The following is a 16,345-nucleotide window of genomic DNA, read 5'->3' as shown; positions in this document are numbered from 1 at the left end:
AAAGATGTCATGTCTGCTCCTCGATATCGCTGTCCCGGATCGCGGCGAGGTAAGTGGTTTTGGGGCCGGTGTTGAGTTCTTGCAGCAACGCGTAGTGGCGAATGCTGTCTCGCGCCTTGTTGACGGCACTGTTCTGTTGGCTCAGGTCACCGAACAGGATGGCTTGCGTCGGACAGGTTTGCTGGCAGGCCGTGAGTACTTCTCCGTCGGCGATTTCACGGTGTTGTTTCTTGGCCTCGATACGTGCCTCGCTGATACGCTGTACGCAGTACGTGCATTTTTCCATGACCCCGCGCGCGCGCACCGTCACGTTGGGGTTGCGTTGGGCCTGGATGGAAGGTTCGTCCTCGGCTGTCCAGTCGTACCAATTGAAACGCCGTACCTTATAAGGGCAGTACGAGGCGCAGGTACGCGTTCCAATGCAGCGGTTGTAGATCATTTCGTTGAGTCCGTCGGGGCCATGGACAGTGGCATTGACCGGACAGCCGACCTCGCAGGGCGCCCGTTCACAATGCATGCAAGGCACCGGTAAGAAGGTCGATTTGGGCGACAGTGGCGAGCCTTCGTAATAATGGTCGACCCTGAGCCAATGCATGATGCGCCCTTTGGCTACCTGTTCCTTGCCAACGACCGCCACATTGTTTTCCGCTTGGCAGGCCACGACACAGGCGTTACAACCAATGCATTGATCGGTGTCTATCAACATGCCCCAGGAAGGATTATGGGTGGCATGTGGCGGATAAAGCGTAGGCTGCGCCTCCTGAAAAACCGCAGGGCCGATAGCCTCCGCGCGCGGCAGGTGCCGGATCAACTCGTGCCCGATCTGGTTGTGCTGCATTTGTGTAAAGGCCAGGTTGGCTTTTTCACCGGTCGGAGCCAGGCTTGCTCCGGTCAGCAGCCACGGTGAATCCCCCCGGCGCAGGGCAGCGTAGTCATAACCCAGGCCGGTGCCGACCCGCCCGTCGCGCTCACGCCCGTAGCCGGCAAACAACGTGATTACCGTCTGCGCCTGGCCCGGCATGACATAGGCCGGTCCTTCCACCCAGCGGTCATTGGCGGTCACCCGGACGATGTCGCCATTGCTCAGCCCTTGCTGCTCGGCGACAAATAATGGCACACCTATGACATTGTCCCAGGTCAGCTTAGTGATCGGCTTGGGCAGTTCCTGCAGCCAACCCAGATTGGAAAAACGTCCGTCCCAGACACAGGGATCCGGTCGAAACTGAACCTCCAGTCCCGTCTGGCCAGAAACCTGCCGGCTCGGTTCGTCAAACCAAACCGGACCGGCCTTTACCTGGACGCAAGGCAGCGCGCTGCCGTCGATGAAGCCCAGGGAAACCGCCTCGCGCCATTGCTGCGTTGATATCATTGACCAGGTTTCCCGGACTTGGCCTTGCGCATCAAGCACAGGATGGGCGGTGAGCATCGCCACAATCTCGCCAGACGAGCGAGTGCTGTAGAACGGCTGTACCAGAGGTTGTGCAATACAGACACTGCCGTCAGCAGCCCGGGCATCACTCCAATTGTCGAGGCGGTGGCTTAAAGGCAAATGCCAATGACTTCGAGCGCCGGTTTCGTCATAGTACAAACCGGCATGAATGCGCAGCGGAACACCTTCCATGGCCTCGCGAAAAGAGAGATCGCCTGGCGCGCTATAGGCTGGGTTGGCATCCAGCACAAGCAATGTCCTGACCTCGCCGGACTGCATCGCCCGGGTCAATGTACGAACGTCCCCCAGCGATTGCTCGCCAACGTCTGTCAGTAAAATTGGATCGGTGTACATCACGGTTCGTCCGACATTACCCAACCGTTCGTTCAGGCGATGCACCGCCGCCTGCAAATCCATGGGCAACTGCGCGCCGGCCATGATCAGGCAATCGCCTCGACGCGCTTGCAGGGCCTGAGCGAGCGAATCGATCCAGCGCTGCTCTTGCTCTGGCAAAGGCAGGGCACTGCCCTCACCCAGCGCGGCGGCCAGCGCTCGGACATATCCACGTAACTGCGAGGGCGCGATGGGGCGGGTTTGCGTGGCTTTGGCGCCGGTCAACGTGGGAGACGCCTGCACCATGACCAGACGAGACTCACCCTCACCCTTGGCTGCGGCCGATCGGCGCCCGGCCCAAGATAGGGCGTGAGCCGTCTGCTTGGGACCGGCCCCGAGGAAATCGTCTTCAAAGCTGAGGATCAACTGCGCCTTATCGAGCACATAGTGGGTCTCCACCGCGCGACCAAACGCACGTTGAGCGGCGCCGTAGCGCTGCCCTTCGAATGGCTCGAATTGATAAAACGCCGTATCGGGCCAGCGCCGTTGCATGAGCTTTAATTGCCGATGCAGCGTGGGCGAGCTGTTGGCACCCATCAGCACATGCATGCCCTTGCCCTTGGAGCGGTCAAGCTGCGGCTGCAGCTCGCTGACCATCCGCTCCACGGCGCTCCAGGTGCTGTTGCTCCCTTTGAAGCGAGGTCCTTTTGAGCGGTCCGGATCGTAGAGTTGCAAAATGGCAGCCTGGGTAAAAGCATCGCAACGCCCGCCGCTGGCCGGGTGTTGAGGGTTGCCCTCCAGCTTGGTCGGTCGTCCCACGTGGGTACGCCCCAGCACGGGTTGAGCGTACCCGGCGAACTCGACGGCCGTGGCGTAGTACAGCGACTTGCCAGGCACGATGATCTCCGGTTGCGCAACGTACGGCACAGCCGTTCCCGGTGTCGGCCCGCAAGCCGCTAATCCGCCCAGTGCCAACGAGGCGCCCATCAGTTGCAGAAAGCGACGCCGGTCCATCGGCTCCGCGCCGGCGGGAAATTCCGCGTCAAGCAAGGCCTGGAAGGTTGGGTCATTAGTCAGTTCTTCCAGGCTGTGCCAGTAATGCGCTCCCCGTTGTTCCTTGAGGTGACGGCGAATGGCGACATAATCGAGCGTTGGACGATCCATTGGCTCACCTATGGCAAATGTAGCAAGAGGTGAGGTCTGAAACGCCAATGTGCTGCTCTCGCATCAGGCGCTCCCCCAACTCTCGACGATTCAACGTTGTGGTCCAGGTCATGTCGGTGACGAACTGTCGGGGCCGCAATCGAGGCGCCGGATCGCGGTGACACTCCAGGCACCATCTCATCTGGAAAGGCTTGTCGCGGCGCATCAAAGCCATGGTTTGCACGGGGCCGTGGCACTCAACGCATCCGACTCCCGCCTGGACGTGGATGTCATGATGGAAATAAACGTAGTCCGGCAAACTGGCAACACGGTTCCACCGGATCGGCGAACGGTTGAGCAGACTCTGGCGGATAGGCTCCAGCACTTGGGCATCGGTCCATATCTGCGAATGGCACGTCATGCAGGTATGGGTAGGCGGAATCGATGCCAGGGCGCTGGTTTCGACTGAGTCGTGACAATAACGGCAATCGATCTTCAATCCGCCCACATGATGTTCGTGAGAGAAGGGGACGGGCTGATTGACTGTCCAGTTAACGCCCGTGACGTAATCGGAGCGCGCCAGCGCAAAGCATACGGCTACCAGCATTGTCGAGCCGCCAAAGATCGCCAGCAACGCCAGGCGAAACCAGGTATCAGCTGATCGCGGGAATATCTGGGGCATCGTAGGGTCGCCCTGGTGACTTTGACTTCACCTTTCGTCCTCATGGCCATTGATGATGACGACACAAGCGTCAGGCATTGCTTGGCTTGCCGCTGAACTCGGAGATGGGCTTGTCCACCTTCTTCCCCAAACCGTCTGCAAACACCTTGAGGACCTCGATCACAGGCATGACTGCCTGCCATAACGCTTCGTCATGAAGCATCTTGTAGGCGCCACTGAGGCCCGGGGCGTCGTTGCTGTCAGGCTGCGGCTCGTAGGCCCCGGCATGAACAAGCGCATCCTTCAAGGCGAACGCTACCTTGTAGAAATGCTCCGGTGGGATACGCGACAAGGCCATCGTAAGTATCGAAAGGTTTTGCAGCGTATTTAAAGTACCTTCCTTATTCAGCCCATCCACAAGCACCTTGGTGACAGGTATGTTGGCGGCGATCAAGTCGTTGGCGAAACGCAAGACTCCGTGTGCGTGCATCGTCTGGAGCAGGCGCTCCAATTCCTCATGGGCATCAGGACCGATCTTGGGTGGTTTGACCTCGTGCTGGATGCGTTCTGCCATTAGAATTTCTCCGGGTTAGGGGCTTGTTCGAGAGGCGGAACATAATCCTCCCTCGCCCACTTGACCTGAACGATCTGAGCGGGCACGCCGTCGATCGGGGTGCGCTTGCCGTGGCGGAAATTGCCGGGCGGTATCGGCTGGTAAAACGGTTCTCTGGACAATACTTCCAGCTTGACCGCCGTCTCCTTGTAAGCCGGTGTGTTGACATCCGGGTCGTGGTGCTCTCCGGTTAGCTTATTGAGACCCGGTTTACCTTGGTGAATAGGCATGAACAACACGTGGCCTTGCACCCGGTCGGTGATCACTACTGGAACCTCCAGCGAGCCACGGCGTGAAGAAAGACGTACCCACGTACCCTCCTCCAGCCCTCTTCGAGCGGCCAGCTCAGGGCTGACCTCAACGAACCCGTTCGGCGAAAGCGAGGTCGTGCGCTTGCCCTTGTCTGTCTGGTTCATGCTTTGGAAATGTTCGAGCATGCGGCCGTTGTCGAGCATCAGATCGAATTCTTCGTCGGTCTCTTCGACAGGCGTTTTCCAGGTCAACGGATACAACACGGCGTTGCCGTCGGGTGTGTGAAAACCATTGGTATAGAGCAAAGGCGTATCGGTGCCATCAGGGTTCATCGGCCAATGCAACGACTGCCACCCTTGCAGCCGCTCATAGCTGACGCCATTGAAGATCGTCGCGATGCTTGCCACTTCATCCATGATCTGTCCGGGATGGGTATACCCCCAGTCATGACCCATCCGGGCGGCAAGATCCGTCAGGATACGCCAGTCTGGACGGCTGTCCCCCAAGGGCGGCATCACCTCATAAAAGCGCTGGATGCGCCGTTCGGTATTGACGAAGGTGCCCTCTTTTTCAACGCTTGGGCATCCAGGCAAAACAACATCGGCAAACTCTGCCGTGCGGCTAAAAAAAATATCCTGGACTACCAGGAAATCCAGCTTGGTAAAGGCCTCATGAACGTTCTTTGAATCGGCATCTGAAAATGCTGTCTCCTCCCCAATGACATACATTGACTTGATCTTGCCCTCGTCGGCTTCCTTGACCATCAGGAAATTGTCCTGTCCAACTTTGTCGCTGAGATGCTGCGGCGGCACCCCCCATGCGTTGGCCCACTTGGCGCGGACCTGCAAGTCCGTCACTTTTTCGTAACCTGGATACATATTCTTCAAGCAACCGAAATCGCTGGCCCCCTGCACATTGTTATGACCACGCATGGGATAACCACCGGTTCCTGGCTTGCCATAGTTACCGGTCACCAGCAATAAATTGGAGAGTGCGGTACTCGTGTCGGCGCCATGGCTGTGCTGGGTAATGCCCATGGCCCAGCAAATGCTGACGGAGTTGGCATCGGCAATCATGTGCGCCGCCTCGACCAACTGCGCCTGGGCAATGCCCGTCATTTGCTCGGCAAACGCCAAGGTAAATGGCTCGAGTGAAAGACGATATTGCTCAACCTGGTTGACCTGACTGGCTAGGAAGGCATCGTCAACACGACCTTGCTCGAACAGGTAGCGAGCTATGGCAGAGGCCCAGATCAGATCGGTTCCAGGCTTTATTCTCAAAAACAGATCGGCGCGCTGGGCCATCTCATGGCATCGTGGATCGACCACCATCAATTTTTGCCCATGGTGTTTTTGAGCGGCTTTGAGCCTGGAAGCGATGACGGGGTGATTCTCAGCCATATTGCTGCCCACGAGGATCACCAGTTCGGCTTTTTGCAGGTCTTCAATGGTCCCTGAATCCCCACCATACCCTACCGTTCGGAACAAACCCTTGGTGGCCGGGTTCTGGCAATAACGAGAAGAGTTATCCACGTTGTTGGTACCGATAATGAGCCGGGCAATTTTCTGCGTCAGGTAGGCCTCTTCATTGCTGGCCTTACTGGAGCCGATAAATCCAATGCTGTCGGGACCATGAGTATCGCGAATGGCCAAAAGTCGACGGGCAATCAAATCCATGGCCTCGTCCCAACCGGCTTCACGGAAGCGTCCGTCTTCGCGGATAAGCGGCATCGTCAGCCGCTGGGGATCATTGACGAAATCCCAAGCGAACTTACCTTTAACGCATGTGGAGATACCGTTGACCGGTGCGTCGACCATCGGCTGGACCTTGAGAATCTGACGGTCACGTGTCCACATCTCAAAAGCACACCCTACCCCGCAATAAGTGCAGACCGTCTTGGTGCGCTTGATTTCTGGTTGGCGCCACTGAATATCCATGACTGAAATAGCGGAGATAGGCGTCGCGCCGATTGTATTCTCCAGGGTTTTGACGGCATTGATCAGGGGCCGCTTAAGCCCTTGCGCCATAGAAGTGAAGGGCCCGGCGTCCGGTTGCATGGTTTTTTCCAGCAGCGCGTTGCATGGACAAACCGTGACGCAATGCCCACAACTCACACAACTGGAACCCGAGATTACCTGCGCGCCATCCCACAGCACCCGCGGATGTTCAGCAGAAAAGTCAATGGACAACGTTTCGTTGACTTCAACGTTCTGACACGCTTCCACACAACGTCCACACAAGATGCACTGGTCCGGATCGTAGGTGTAAAACGGATTGGAGTGATCCTTAGCAAAAGGCTTGGGTCTATATTCATAGCGCTGGATGGGCAGATGCATGTCCACTACGGTGTTGTGCAACGTGCAATCGCCAGTATTGTGCTCGCACACCGTGCAATACAGTTCATGCTTGGCAAGGATGCGATCCACCCCCTCATGCCGCGCCTTGCGCGCCTGGCCCTGGCTGGTCAAGTTCATCGCGTCGGCGGTGCGCAGCGTACATCCACGCACCAGTTGGCCATTGTTTTCAACCCAGCATACGTCACACGTTTGCAAGGCGCCCAAGGAGGGGTGATAGCAGATATGGGGCAGTTGAATGCCATGCGCGGCGAGAAATTCAATCAGTGGGATATCAGCGCTGCCTGACAGTGACTGACCATCAAAGATAATTGTGCATTTGTTCACATGACTCATCAGCAATACCCCGTCATTGAAACGGTAGGACCCCGCCTGGCCTTCGACCATCGCTCTCCATGAGCAAATCCCCGGCCGCAACTTCGGGCACATAACCCGGTAGCGATTGTCAGGGCGCTACCCCCAGGCTGCCGTTATAGTTTTTTTACTGACGTACATCCCCAGCCAATCGTTCCAACAAATTCGCATTGGCTGACTAAAGGCATTCACCTGGCAGCTCAATACAAGCAGGTCGCAGTATTCCAGGCAGTTTCTCTACCTAGGGTTGAGGTAGGAGTTTCGGGCACTTGAGGCCATCCTGCACTCATGTTGGAGGAGTCCGATCTTATGTTCATCGGCTTGCTGGAACTCTGAGAACTCCGTTAAGCAGTGACCAGTTGGCTGGCCATAGCGGGCAAGATTTTGAGCCCGCCTTACCTGGTCCTACGCAGGGGATGAAGCATACGAGCTTAATCATCAGCCAAAGCGCCCCGAGAGAGCCGCCCCAAGGAACGACGGACGGTCGTTTGCTCATCTCCGCGAGCACGGTATTACTCGCTTTACCAAGTTTCCGATCGACATTCCTTGGATGAGGATAGAGAAAATCACGATCATATAAGTGAGTGAAACAACGACATCACGCGCATCACCCGCAGGTAACGACAATGCCAAAGCTACTGATATCCCGCCTCGAAGGCCTCCCCAGGTCAGAACAGCCCACGATCCACTTGGCAAACGAAAGCGTTTTCCAAGTACGGCAACCGGAACCCCGACAGTTAAGGATCGCGACAGCAAAGTCAAAACGATAACAACGAGCCCTGAGACAACCAGAATGCTCGAAAATTCGATCAAGATGACCTCCAGTCCGATAAGCACGAATAATACGGCATTGAGAATCTCGTCTATCAACTCCCAAAACATATTTATTTTTTTCTCCGTTCGCTCAGACATCGCGTACGAGCGACCTTGATTACCTACAATTAACCCCATAACCACCATGGCTAACGGACCGGATATATGCGCATGTATCGCAAGTGCATAGCCGCCAAGCACGGCCGCCAAAGTAATCAATACCTCCTCTTGGTAACTGTCGATGCTTTTTAGCATGAGATATATGAAGCCGCCGACAGCTGCTCCGAGAGCTATCCCTCCTCCTGCCTCTATGAGAAGAAGCTTTGACGCTTCCATGAAGGAAGGTGTTTCACCACTCGCTATCATCGCCAGAATCAAGGAAAACAAGACGACACTCACACCGTCATTGAAAAGTGACTCGCCGGAGATCACCAATTCAACGCTTCGAGGCGCTCCTGCTGACTTGAGGATACCCATCACGGCAATAGGGTCAGTTGGGGAAATCAACGCCCCAAATACCAAACAGTATGCCAGTGGTAGCTTTAGGGATGTCAAAGACAGAAGAGCCCACAATCCATAGCCAATAATCAACGTCGACGCTGTCGTTCCAATCACGGCTAGAGATGCTACCTGCCATCGGTAAGTTCGAAGCTCAAATAAATTGACATGCAAAGCGCCTGCAAATAACAGCAGAGACAGCATCCCCTGCATAAGCAATTCGGAAAAATCGATGGACTCGATCAACGATTGCTCAAGCGTATGCAGGGCATGTAGCCCCATTGCATCAAGCGCCATATTGAACAAAGACATGGTCAACGCGATTCCCATCACGCCTATAGCGGACGGCAACCCTACGAACTTGCGGTTGAGAAAAGCGAGAACTGCTGTGATACAAAGAAATACGGCAACAATATCGAGCATCAACCGAGTCACTCCAGCTGGGGGCATCTGATCTCTGGCAATGGGTCGCAACAGGCAGAAGGTGATCATGCTGCAAGACGGATGATCAGGCTGCAGCCGTTTCTTCATCGACTTACAAAAAGCTTAAAAGGTGCCAAATTTTTTTCGTGACGGGTAAATGGATGTTCGAATCACCACCTAAAAATCGGGTCTCAGTAGCAAAGCCTAGCTTGGCCATCACCTTAAGTGAGCCATCAGAAGGTATGTTGCCCCGGATGCTTAGTGCGCCAATTAAAGCTGGCGCAGGATAGTCGATGAGAGTTCGATACAGTAAGAAATGGCGAATCAACCAGCCCCGGAGTCATGCATGTTGCACCGTGAGGTGCAGGATGAGGCGTTGACAGGGCAAACCGATGGGCTAGCCATTGAGCCGCGAAATCAGAAATCCGGAATGCCGACGCTGTTAAGCGAAGCAGAAGGCATTACCGAGCATGGCGTTATACGCCTGTCATGCTCTGATCCCGCGCGGTCGGAGATCCGAGCCCTGCGGAGACGGTGGAGGAAAGGGGCGTAGCCAAGGGAAACACCGCTCCCCCCGGTACCCCGGACACTGAGCCGGGTCAGTTGCATGTCGATCGGACTTGAAGCTGCACGTGAAGCAGCCCAAAGAAACAAGGGTTCGCTGTTCACCGCTCTGCTATACCACATCACACCGCAGTTTTGGCGCAGAGTTCTATGCCCTGCGCCGCAGTGCCGCAGTGCCGCAGTGCCGCAGTGCCGCAGTGGGGCATAGACGGCATCATGTGGTGGAGAGAATATGACGAAGATCGAATGTTCAACCACTCGTCAAATCGAACAAACCTTAGCGGGGTTTCACGTCTCAACTGAAAGTGTACAGGTTCGCTGGATTTAGCCGGGTGGTATCGAAACATTCTGCCCCAAACACCTTTTCAGCTATATTTCGTCGTTCCGTCATTCTTTTTTTCCTCATCTTCGCTCGCAATCGTGCTTCATTCGTCTTGAGAAGTTAACCAAGGTTAGTGTTTATGAAATCTGCACCTCAGCGGTCCCCCAATGTTCCGCAACGCAAAGATCTGATCCCCAGCCACCTCGCTTTTCCGGTGGTCGGCATTGGTGCATCAGCGGGCGGGCTGCAGGCGGTGAGGTCGTTTTTCGAACACACGCCCCAAGACAGCGGCATGGCTTTTGTGGTGATACTGCACCTGTCGCCCGATCACGAGAGCGTGGCGGACAAGATCATCCAGCAGTCGACTCGCATGCCGGTGCTCCAGGTCAACGCCACCACGTCCATCGAAAAGAATCGGGTCTATGTAATCTCACCCGCCCAGCACTTGACGATGAATGATGGCTATCTGTCCGTCTCACCCTCCGTACGCCAAGGCGGCTCGCATATCGCCATTGATCTATTTTTCCGGGACCTGGCGGACACCCACAAAGATCGCGCGTTCTGCCTAATTTTATCTGGTACAGGCACCGACGGTGCGGTAGGGCTGTCGCGCATCAAGGAGCAAGGCGGCATCACTCTGGTACAAACGCCGGAAGATGCCGAGTTCGATGGCATGCCGCTCGCTGCGATCGAAACTCAGATGGTCGATCTGGTGCTGCCGGTGGTGGAGATGCCACAGAAGCTTTTAGATCTGTGGCGCAACGCTCAGTCGATTATCCTGCCCACGGCTAATGACCCCGAAATCAAAACCCTTTCCCCCGCCACCGAACGCGATGCGGCCGTGGCGGAACAACTACTGCTTGATATTCTGACCCAACTGCGTGCCACTACTGGGCACGACTTCAAGCATTACAAACGCGCCACCGTATTACGCCGCATTGAGCGACGCCTGCAAGTCACCGCCCAGCCGGACCTCACGGCCTACTACAATTACCTTCAAGACCACCCGGAAGAAACCAAGGCCTTGCTCGGCGATATGCTGATCGGGGTGACTAACTTCTTCCGCGACCGAGAGGCCTTCGAAGCGCTTGAGCGTGACGTTATTCCAAACTTGATAAAGTCACTGGAAGACGCAGTTCCACATCGCGAAGAGGTACGCGTATGGTCGGCTGGTTGCTCCACCGGTGAGGAGGCCTATAGCCTCGCAATGCTGGTGACGGATCAATTGGCACAGGATGCCAGCAGCGCAAAGATGCAGGTGTTTGCCACTGACATCGATGAACGCGCGATCTCCCACGGCCGCAACGGCGTATATCCTGAAGCGATCATCACAGACGTGCCACCGACTCGCTTGCGTCAGTACTTCGCTAAGGAAAAAAATCAACACTATCGGGTGCGCAAGGAGATTCGCGAAAAAGTTCTGTTCGCTAAACACAGTTTGTTGGCCGACCCGCCATTCTCGCAAATCGATCTGATCGTGTGCCGGAACCTGTTGATCTATCTGGATCGCGACGTGCAGCGCGATATCCTGCAGATGTTCCATTTTGCGTTGCGACCTGGTGGCTATTTGTTTCTGGGGTCATCGGAATCAGCGGACGGCTGCCTGGATTTATTTGTGCCGGTGGACAAGCGCAACCGCATTTTTCGTGTACGGGCCGGTTCGAGTGCCATGCGCCGAGCGCCCTCCATGCCCCGTAGCGGCTACGTTCGATCTAACGCCCTAACCGTTGCAGCTGAAACCAAGACACCAAACAAGATTTCGTTCGCGGATATTCATCTTCGTGCCTTGGAAAAAGCCGCGCCGCCCAGCGTGATTGTCGATGGCCATGGTGACATTTTGCACATAAGCGAAGGCGCGGGCTTCTTCCTGCGCTATGCGGCAGGGGAAATGACTCGAAGCTTGTTGGCCCTGGCGCACCCCGACTTGCGCCTCGATATCCGCACCACACTATTTCAGGCCCAGCAGTCGGGGGCTGCCGTGACGTCGCGAAAAGTGCGCATCACGCGCGAAGAAAGCCATTACCTGGTTGATATCACGGCCCTTCCTTACCACGATGAAGCGACCGAAAGCGACTATGCACTGATCATCTTCAAAGAGCGGCATATCGACCCGCAACCGCTTGATGACGAAAACACCAGCCATGCCGAAGTCCAAATAATGAGCCATCTGGAGCGCGAACTGCACCGCACCAAGCAGCACCTCCAGGAAACCATCGAGCAATCGGAACTCTCCAGCGAAGAACTCAAAGCCTCGAACGAGGAAATGCAAGCGGTCAACGAAGAGCTTCGCTCCGCTACTGAAGAGCTAGAGACCAGCAAGGAAGAGTTGCAGTCAATCAACGAAGAACTGCTGACAGTCAATTTCGAACTCAAAACCAAGGTTGAAGAGACCGACCAGATCAACGACTATCTGACTAACCTGATAGCCTCCACCGACATCGCCACCGTATTCGTCGATCGCAATATGCGCATTCGCTGGTTTACCCCGCGCGCCACGGACATCTTCAGCATGTTGCCGGTTGATACCGGGCGCTCGCTGATGGACATCACGCACCGTCTCAATTACTTGGAAATGGCCGAAGACGCCACGACGGTATTTGAATCGCTCAGCATGATCGAACGTGAAATCAGCAGCAAGGATGATCGCTGGTACATCGCACGCTTGCTGCCCTATCGCTCGAGCGAAGACCACATTGACGGCACCGTGCTGACATTTATCGACATCACCAAGCGACGCCAAGCCGAAGAAGAGTTGCGCCTGGGTGAAGAACGCATGCGTCTGGTCGCCGAGAGCACCCATGACTTTGCGATTATTATCCTAGATGAGCATGGTGTAATCACCGATTGGAACACCGGGGCCGAACTGATATTTGGCTACACCAAGCAAGAAGTGCTCGGCGCTTACTACGATTTGATTTTCTCTCCGGAAGACCGCGCCGGTGGGGTTCCTGAAAACGAGTTGCGCGCAGCCCGTGAGCATGGACGTGGCGAGGACGAACGTTGGCACGTACGCAAGGATGGAAGCCAGTTTTACTGCAGTGGTGAAGTCACCCAACTCAAGAGCAATAGTTTGCAAGGCTACGTCAAGATTGCCCGCGACCTCACTGGCCATAAGCGCACCCAGGATGAGCAGAACCAGCGGCTGATGGAAACCCAAACCAACAGCCATCTCAAGGATGAGTTTTTCGCGGTGATGTCGCACGAACTCAAACACCCGTTGAACCTGATCCAACTGAACGCTGAATTGCTGCGTCGCTTGCCAGCAACCAAGGCTACAGTCCCAGCGATCAAGGCCGTGAATACCATCTGCGACGCGGTTTCCAGCCAGGCGCGTATCATTGACGACCTGCTCGATGTGGCGCGTATGCGTACCGGCAAGCTCAAGCTGAAAAAACAGCCAGTCGACCTGACCAGCGCACTGCAGGAGATTTACAACGTTGTGCTTACAGCCGGTCACCATTGTCAGGTGACGCTGGAAATTCCAAAGCGCGTGCCGGTCATGGTGGATGCCGACCCCACACGCTTGGAACAGGTAATCTGGAACCTCGTTAACAACGCGCTAAAATTCACCCCTGCCGGAGGGTGCGTGCAATTGGTTGTCAGCCGTGTGGACGGGTATGCCCAATTTGACGTAATCGACAGCGGCACGGGCCTGACTGAAGAAAACATGGAGAAAATTTTCGATCTGTTCGGGCAGGCCGAAAACCAGCACCAGCCCCATCAACGTGAAGGCTTAGGTATCGGATTGTCCCTAGTTCGCCAGTTGGTGGAGGCGCACGGTGGTTCGGTCAGTGTCCGCTCCAAGGGCTTGGGTTATGGATGTACGTTTTCGGTGTTGCTGCCGCTCTGTGAATCCCAAAAACAAAATGAGACCGACAACTCGACAACGACCGCAGATGAGCGCTTGAACGGACTGAAGTTATTACTGGTGGATGACTCCAAAGATGTGCTTGAAGTGTTGCACATGCTGCTGGAGATGGAGGGCGCCGAGGTGAACGCCTTCGGCGATCCACGAGAAGCGCTCAATGCCGCCCGTACTAATGCCTATAACCTGATCATCTCGGACATAGGCATGCCCATTATGAATGGCCATCAATTGATGAAAAAAATTCGTGAGATGGATCATTTACAACAAACCCCGGCCATTGCGCTGACGGGTTATGGGGCCGAAAATCATCGTAATGAAACGGCCGAGTCAGGTTTCAATCACCATGTAAGCAAGCCCGTTTCTCATGATGCCCTGATTGAACTGATTGAGCGGCTATGCCGCTCGAGCGCATGACGCATTGGTGAAAATTCTAGGACGCCGAAAATCAGAATAATCGTCGACGCATTCGAGGTTTGAGACATGATCGATTCGTTCGTCGATCAAGGATCTCAGCGGCAAGGATAGGACGTTCGCTGTGACGCAAATTGCTTTGATAGGTGGACGCCTGCTCAAGCACACGTGCCCTTGGCGCCAGGGGATACGGCGGGCCTCCGCGACAATTTGGTGAGCAGACCGTCCAAGGCCATACCATCGAAGGGAAGAGTCTGAACCTTGCTTTGCAAAGCCGCATCCTCATGCACTGGCTGAACACGATTGTGCGCGTCACTATACTTTAGCTCTGCATATCCATTGTCCTTCCTCCTTGGCTATGTTCCGGCGATAACGGGCCTTGGGCTACACCGCGCGGGCCGTCGCCATTTACATATTGCCAGACTGACAAACGGCAAAAAGCCAACCAGTAGTTTTTTTGAAAGCTGAAACGACTCACCACTTCATGTCCGAGCGCCCATCTAAGAAAGAGATAATTTGCAGCCCTCGCGCTTCGAAAATTATCGATATTTCAAAGATAACAAGTTTGATACCCGTGCCGAGAGTAAGAGTCCCACCTTTATCGGGCTCGTTCCCGTTGCTGGTATCAGGTACAGCTCCCCTGCTGCCCTTGTTAATCCAAAGGAGCTACTCGATAAGGAAGGCCGTGATGCAATTCAAAAACACAGCTGAAAAATTGATGGCCTGCCGTCGCTTGGCGCTTGAGCAGAATGAAAGACTTTTTGATGAGGCGAACGCATACAGCCGACGCGCGTTCGATCTCTTGGAGCATCCCGACTTTGACTGCGAAATGTTTGAAGAGTACCTGCACATACGTCACAAGGCCGAGTCACTGTTTCGTGACGCAATTGAGCATCTCAGCGCCCTCAATGAACATTTCCCCCCACCTTCCTCGCGTTCCGCAACTGGGGTATCGAATAGCACAACAGTTGATAAGGAGATGGCGTGGTGACTAATTCACAGCGAGCCTGGGAACTGGCGATGGTTCTTGTCGCCAGCGGAAAAATCCCTTTCGATCCTGCGAACATAAGCGGCTCAATAAAAATCCTGGAGAGGCATCTAGAGGCCCTTGAAGAGGCGCTTCAGAGTGAGCCAAATCTATCCGAGCACGCGCAGCGCATCAGTAGCTTGCAGCGCCCTAGCAAGCCTCCCGAAGTTGCATAGACCTAATCGTTTTGTGGTCTGGTAGCGCCCGGCCCAAGCACGCAGTCCTTCCCGTTTGTTTTTCTAAGCTTTACTACCGGATGCGCAGGTCGCACCGAATTATTGGAGATCGATTCGCCACGTTCATAGTCACTTCTAGCATGGTCGCACTACTGGGCATGGCGGCTGGGCAAGCCTATGCTAAATCACCTTAATCAGCTGTCGAACATTGTCCATCCAGGTCGCCGACATCCGCTCGACTGAATGACACATTTCCCGCTTAGCGCCAAACTTCGCGGAGATCGAGGGCACCTTGAGTGCCTTCGATCATCTACAACAAATAATGTCGGCACCATTTGCAGGCCTGGCAATGCAGATTGTTCCGCAGGCGGCCCCTTACATACTGGCGCCTGATTCAGTACAGCCGTGTCGGCGAGGACAGTTCTACGGCATCGACCTACCGAATCCTCACCGATGCCTTCAAAGAGGACGGCATCTCTCCAAGGTCCGCAACGTTAGTTCCCGCAGAAGCAAAGCCCCAGCGTACACAACTCATAAATGAGCACCTAGATCTTGTTAAGCTGACGTGGCTGAAAGCTGCCATTTTGTCCCATAGGGCCTCGGCATGGTCTTTGAGTTTCTCGTAGTCCAAGCAGTCATCAGGATTTAGACAGCTGTATGGAGAAGCTAAAGATGACAGCCTCCCACAAATGTGCGGTGCCCCACCGCATGGCCTTGTCAGTGAGCGAACTGCGCGCCATATTTTGTCCGGGCGGAACCGGCCGCTGGACGTCATCCGCCGTTAGCCTTGCAGGAATGGTTGACGCTGAGTCTTATCTTGACCTCAATCCCATCCGACGTGCGAAGTCCATTTGCTTCCTGTGGAAACCCTCCGCGACTGGCACGACAGTAATGTTCAGGTGACGACCGTCGAGATGTCCCATTGCGTGCCGAGCCCCGGTCACGTGTTCATCGAATCGACCCTGCCCTCCGCCAGAATGAGCAACACCTGGTGGACGAAGGCATCGAACGCGGAGCACTCCGGGGCACCTTTCACAAATCATGAAGTCTCACAGGCCGGCCGATTGTTGCGTCGGCGCAAGTCCTTCGATCAAGGACGTTCAC

At 55.3% G+C, this 16,345-nt stretch carries 7 protein-coding genes; 2 read left to right on the top strand and 5 right to left on the bottom strand.

Translation table 11 applies throughout. The annotated features are described in order from the left end of the window. Positions 1-7: 7 nt before the first annotated feature. The 5 genes from AC09SL_RS03965 to AC09SL_RS03945 form a co-directional block, all read right to left on the bottom strand. A complete protein-coding gene (locus AC09SL_RS03965) occupies positions 8-2,926 on the bottom strand; it encodes a TAT-variant-translocated molybdopterin oxidoreductase (RefSeq protein ID WP_058545209.1) in 2,919 nt (972 codons plus the stop codon). Between the two features lie 4 nt (positions 2,927-2,930). Beyond that, positions 2,931-3,587 (bottom strand): cytochrome c3 family protein, encoded by a 657-nt coding sequence (locus tag AC09SL_RS03960; protein WP_058545208.1) that lies wholly within the window; start codon positions 3,585-3,587, stop codon positions 2,931-2,933. Between the two features lie 70 nt (positions 3,588-3,657). Beyond that, positions 3,658-4,140, bottom strand: a complete 483-nt coding sequence (locus tag AC09SL_RS03955) for a helical membrane plugin domain-containing protein (protein WP_058545207.1) — start codon at positions 4,138-4,140, stop codon at positions 3,658-3,660. Continuing rightward, positions 4,140-7,172 carry a formate dehydrogenase subunit alpha gene (gene fdhF, locus AC09SL_RS03950; protein WP_231139220.1) on the bottom strand — a complete coding sequence of 1,011 codons (3,033 nt, stop codon included), beginning with the start codon at positions 7,170-7,172 and terminating at the stop codon, positions 4,140-4,142. Before fdhF ends, AC09SL_RS03955 begins: the two co-directional genes overlap by 1 nt. Positions 7,173-7,631: 459 nt before the next feature. Next, positions 7,632-8,873, bottom strand: a complete 1,242-nt coding sequence (locus AC09SL_RS03945; RefSeq protein ID WP_058545206.1) for a cation:proton antiporter — start codon at positions 8,871-8,873, stop codon at positions 7,632-7,634. A 1,025-nt stretch (positions 8,874-9,898) separates the two neighbouring features. Between AC09SL_RS03945 and AC09SL_RS03940 the strand changes: the two genes are divergently transcribed. Beyond that, complete coding sequence (locus tag AC09SL_RS03940) at positions 9,899-14,041, top strand: CheR family methyltransferase (RefSeq protein WP_058545205.1); 4,143 nt, start codon at positions 9,899-9,901, stop codon at positions 14,039-14,041. A 685-nt stretch (positions 14,042-14,726) separates the two neighbouring features. Further along, positions 14,727-15,029 carry a hypothetical protein gene (locus AC09SL_RS03935; RefSeq protein WP_064106790.1) on the top strand — a complete coding sequence of 101 codons (303 nt, stop codon included), beginning with the start codon at positions 14,727-14,729 and terminating at the stop codon, positions 15,027-15,029. Positions 15,030-16,345: the final 1,316 nt, after the last annotated feature.

The sequence above is a fragment of the Pseudomonas sp. PF05 genome (genome assembly GCF_056521845.1).
Note: the sequence above shows the minus strand (reverse complement) of the source record. Positions and strands in the feature narration are given on the sequence as shown.

What these genes read in the sequence shown, in the direction of transcription:
- AC09SL_RS03965 (WP_058545209.1), bottom strand. Translation starts at nt 2,926, where the DNA reads ATGGATCGTCCAACGCTCGATTATGTCGCCATTCGCCGTCACCTCAAG.
- AC09SL_RS03960 (WP_058545208.1), bottom strand. Translation starts at nt 3,587, where the DNA reads ATGCCCCAGATATTCCCGCGATCAGCTGATACCTGGTTTCGCCTGGCG.
- AC09SL_RS03955 (WP_058545207.1), bottom strand. Translation starts at nt 4,140, where the DNA reads ATGGCAGAACGCATCCAGCACGAGGTCAAACCACCCAAGATCGGTCCT.
- fdhF (WP_231139220.1), bottom strand. Translation starts at nt 7,172, where the DNA reads ATGGTCGAAGGCCAGGCGGGGTCCTACCGTTTCAATGACGGGGTATTG.
- AC09SL_RS03945 (WP_058545206.1), bottom strand. Translation starts at nt 8,873, where the DNA reads ATGCTCGATATTGTTGCCGTATTTCTTTGTATCACAGCAGTTCTCGCT.
- AC09SL_RS03940 (WP_058545205.1), top strand. Translation starts at nt 9,899, where the DNA reads ATGAAATCTGCACCTCAGCGGTCCCCCAATGTTCCGCAACGCAAAGAT.
- AC09SL_RS03935 (WP_064106790.1), top strand. Translation starts at nt 14,727, where the DNA reads ATGCAATTCAAAAACACAGCTGAAAAATTGATGGCCTGCCGTCGCTTG.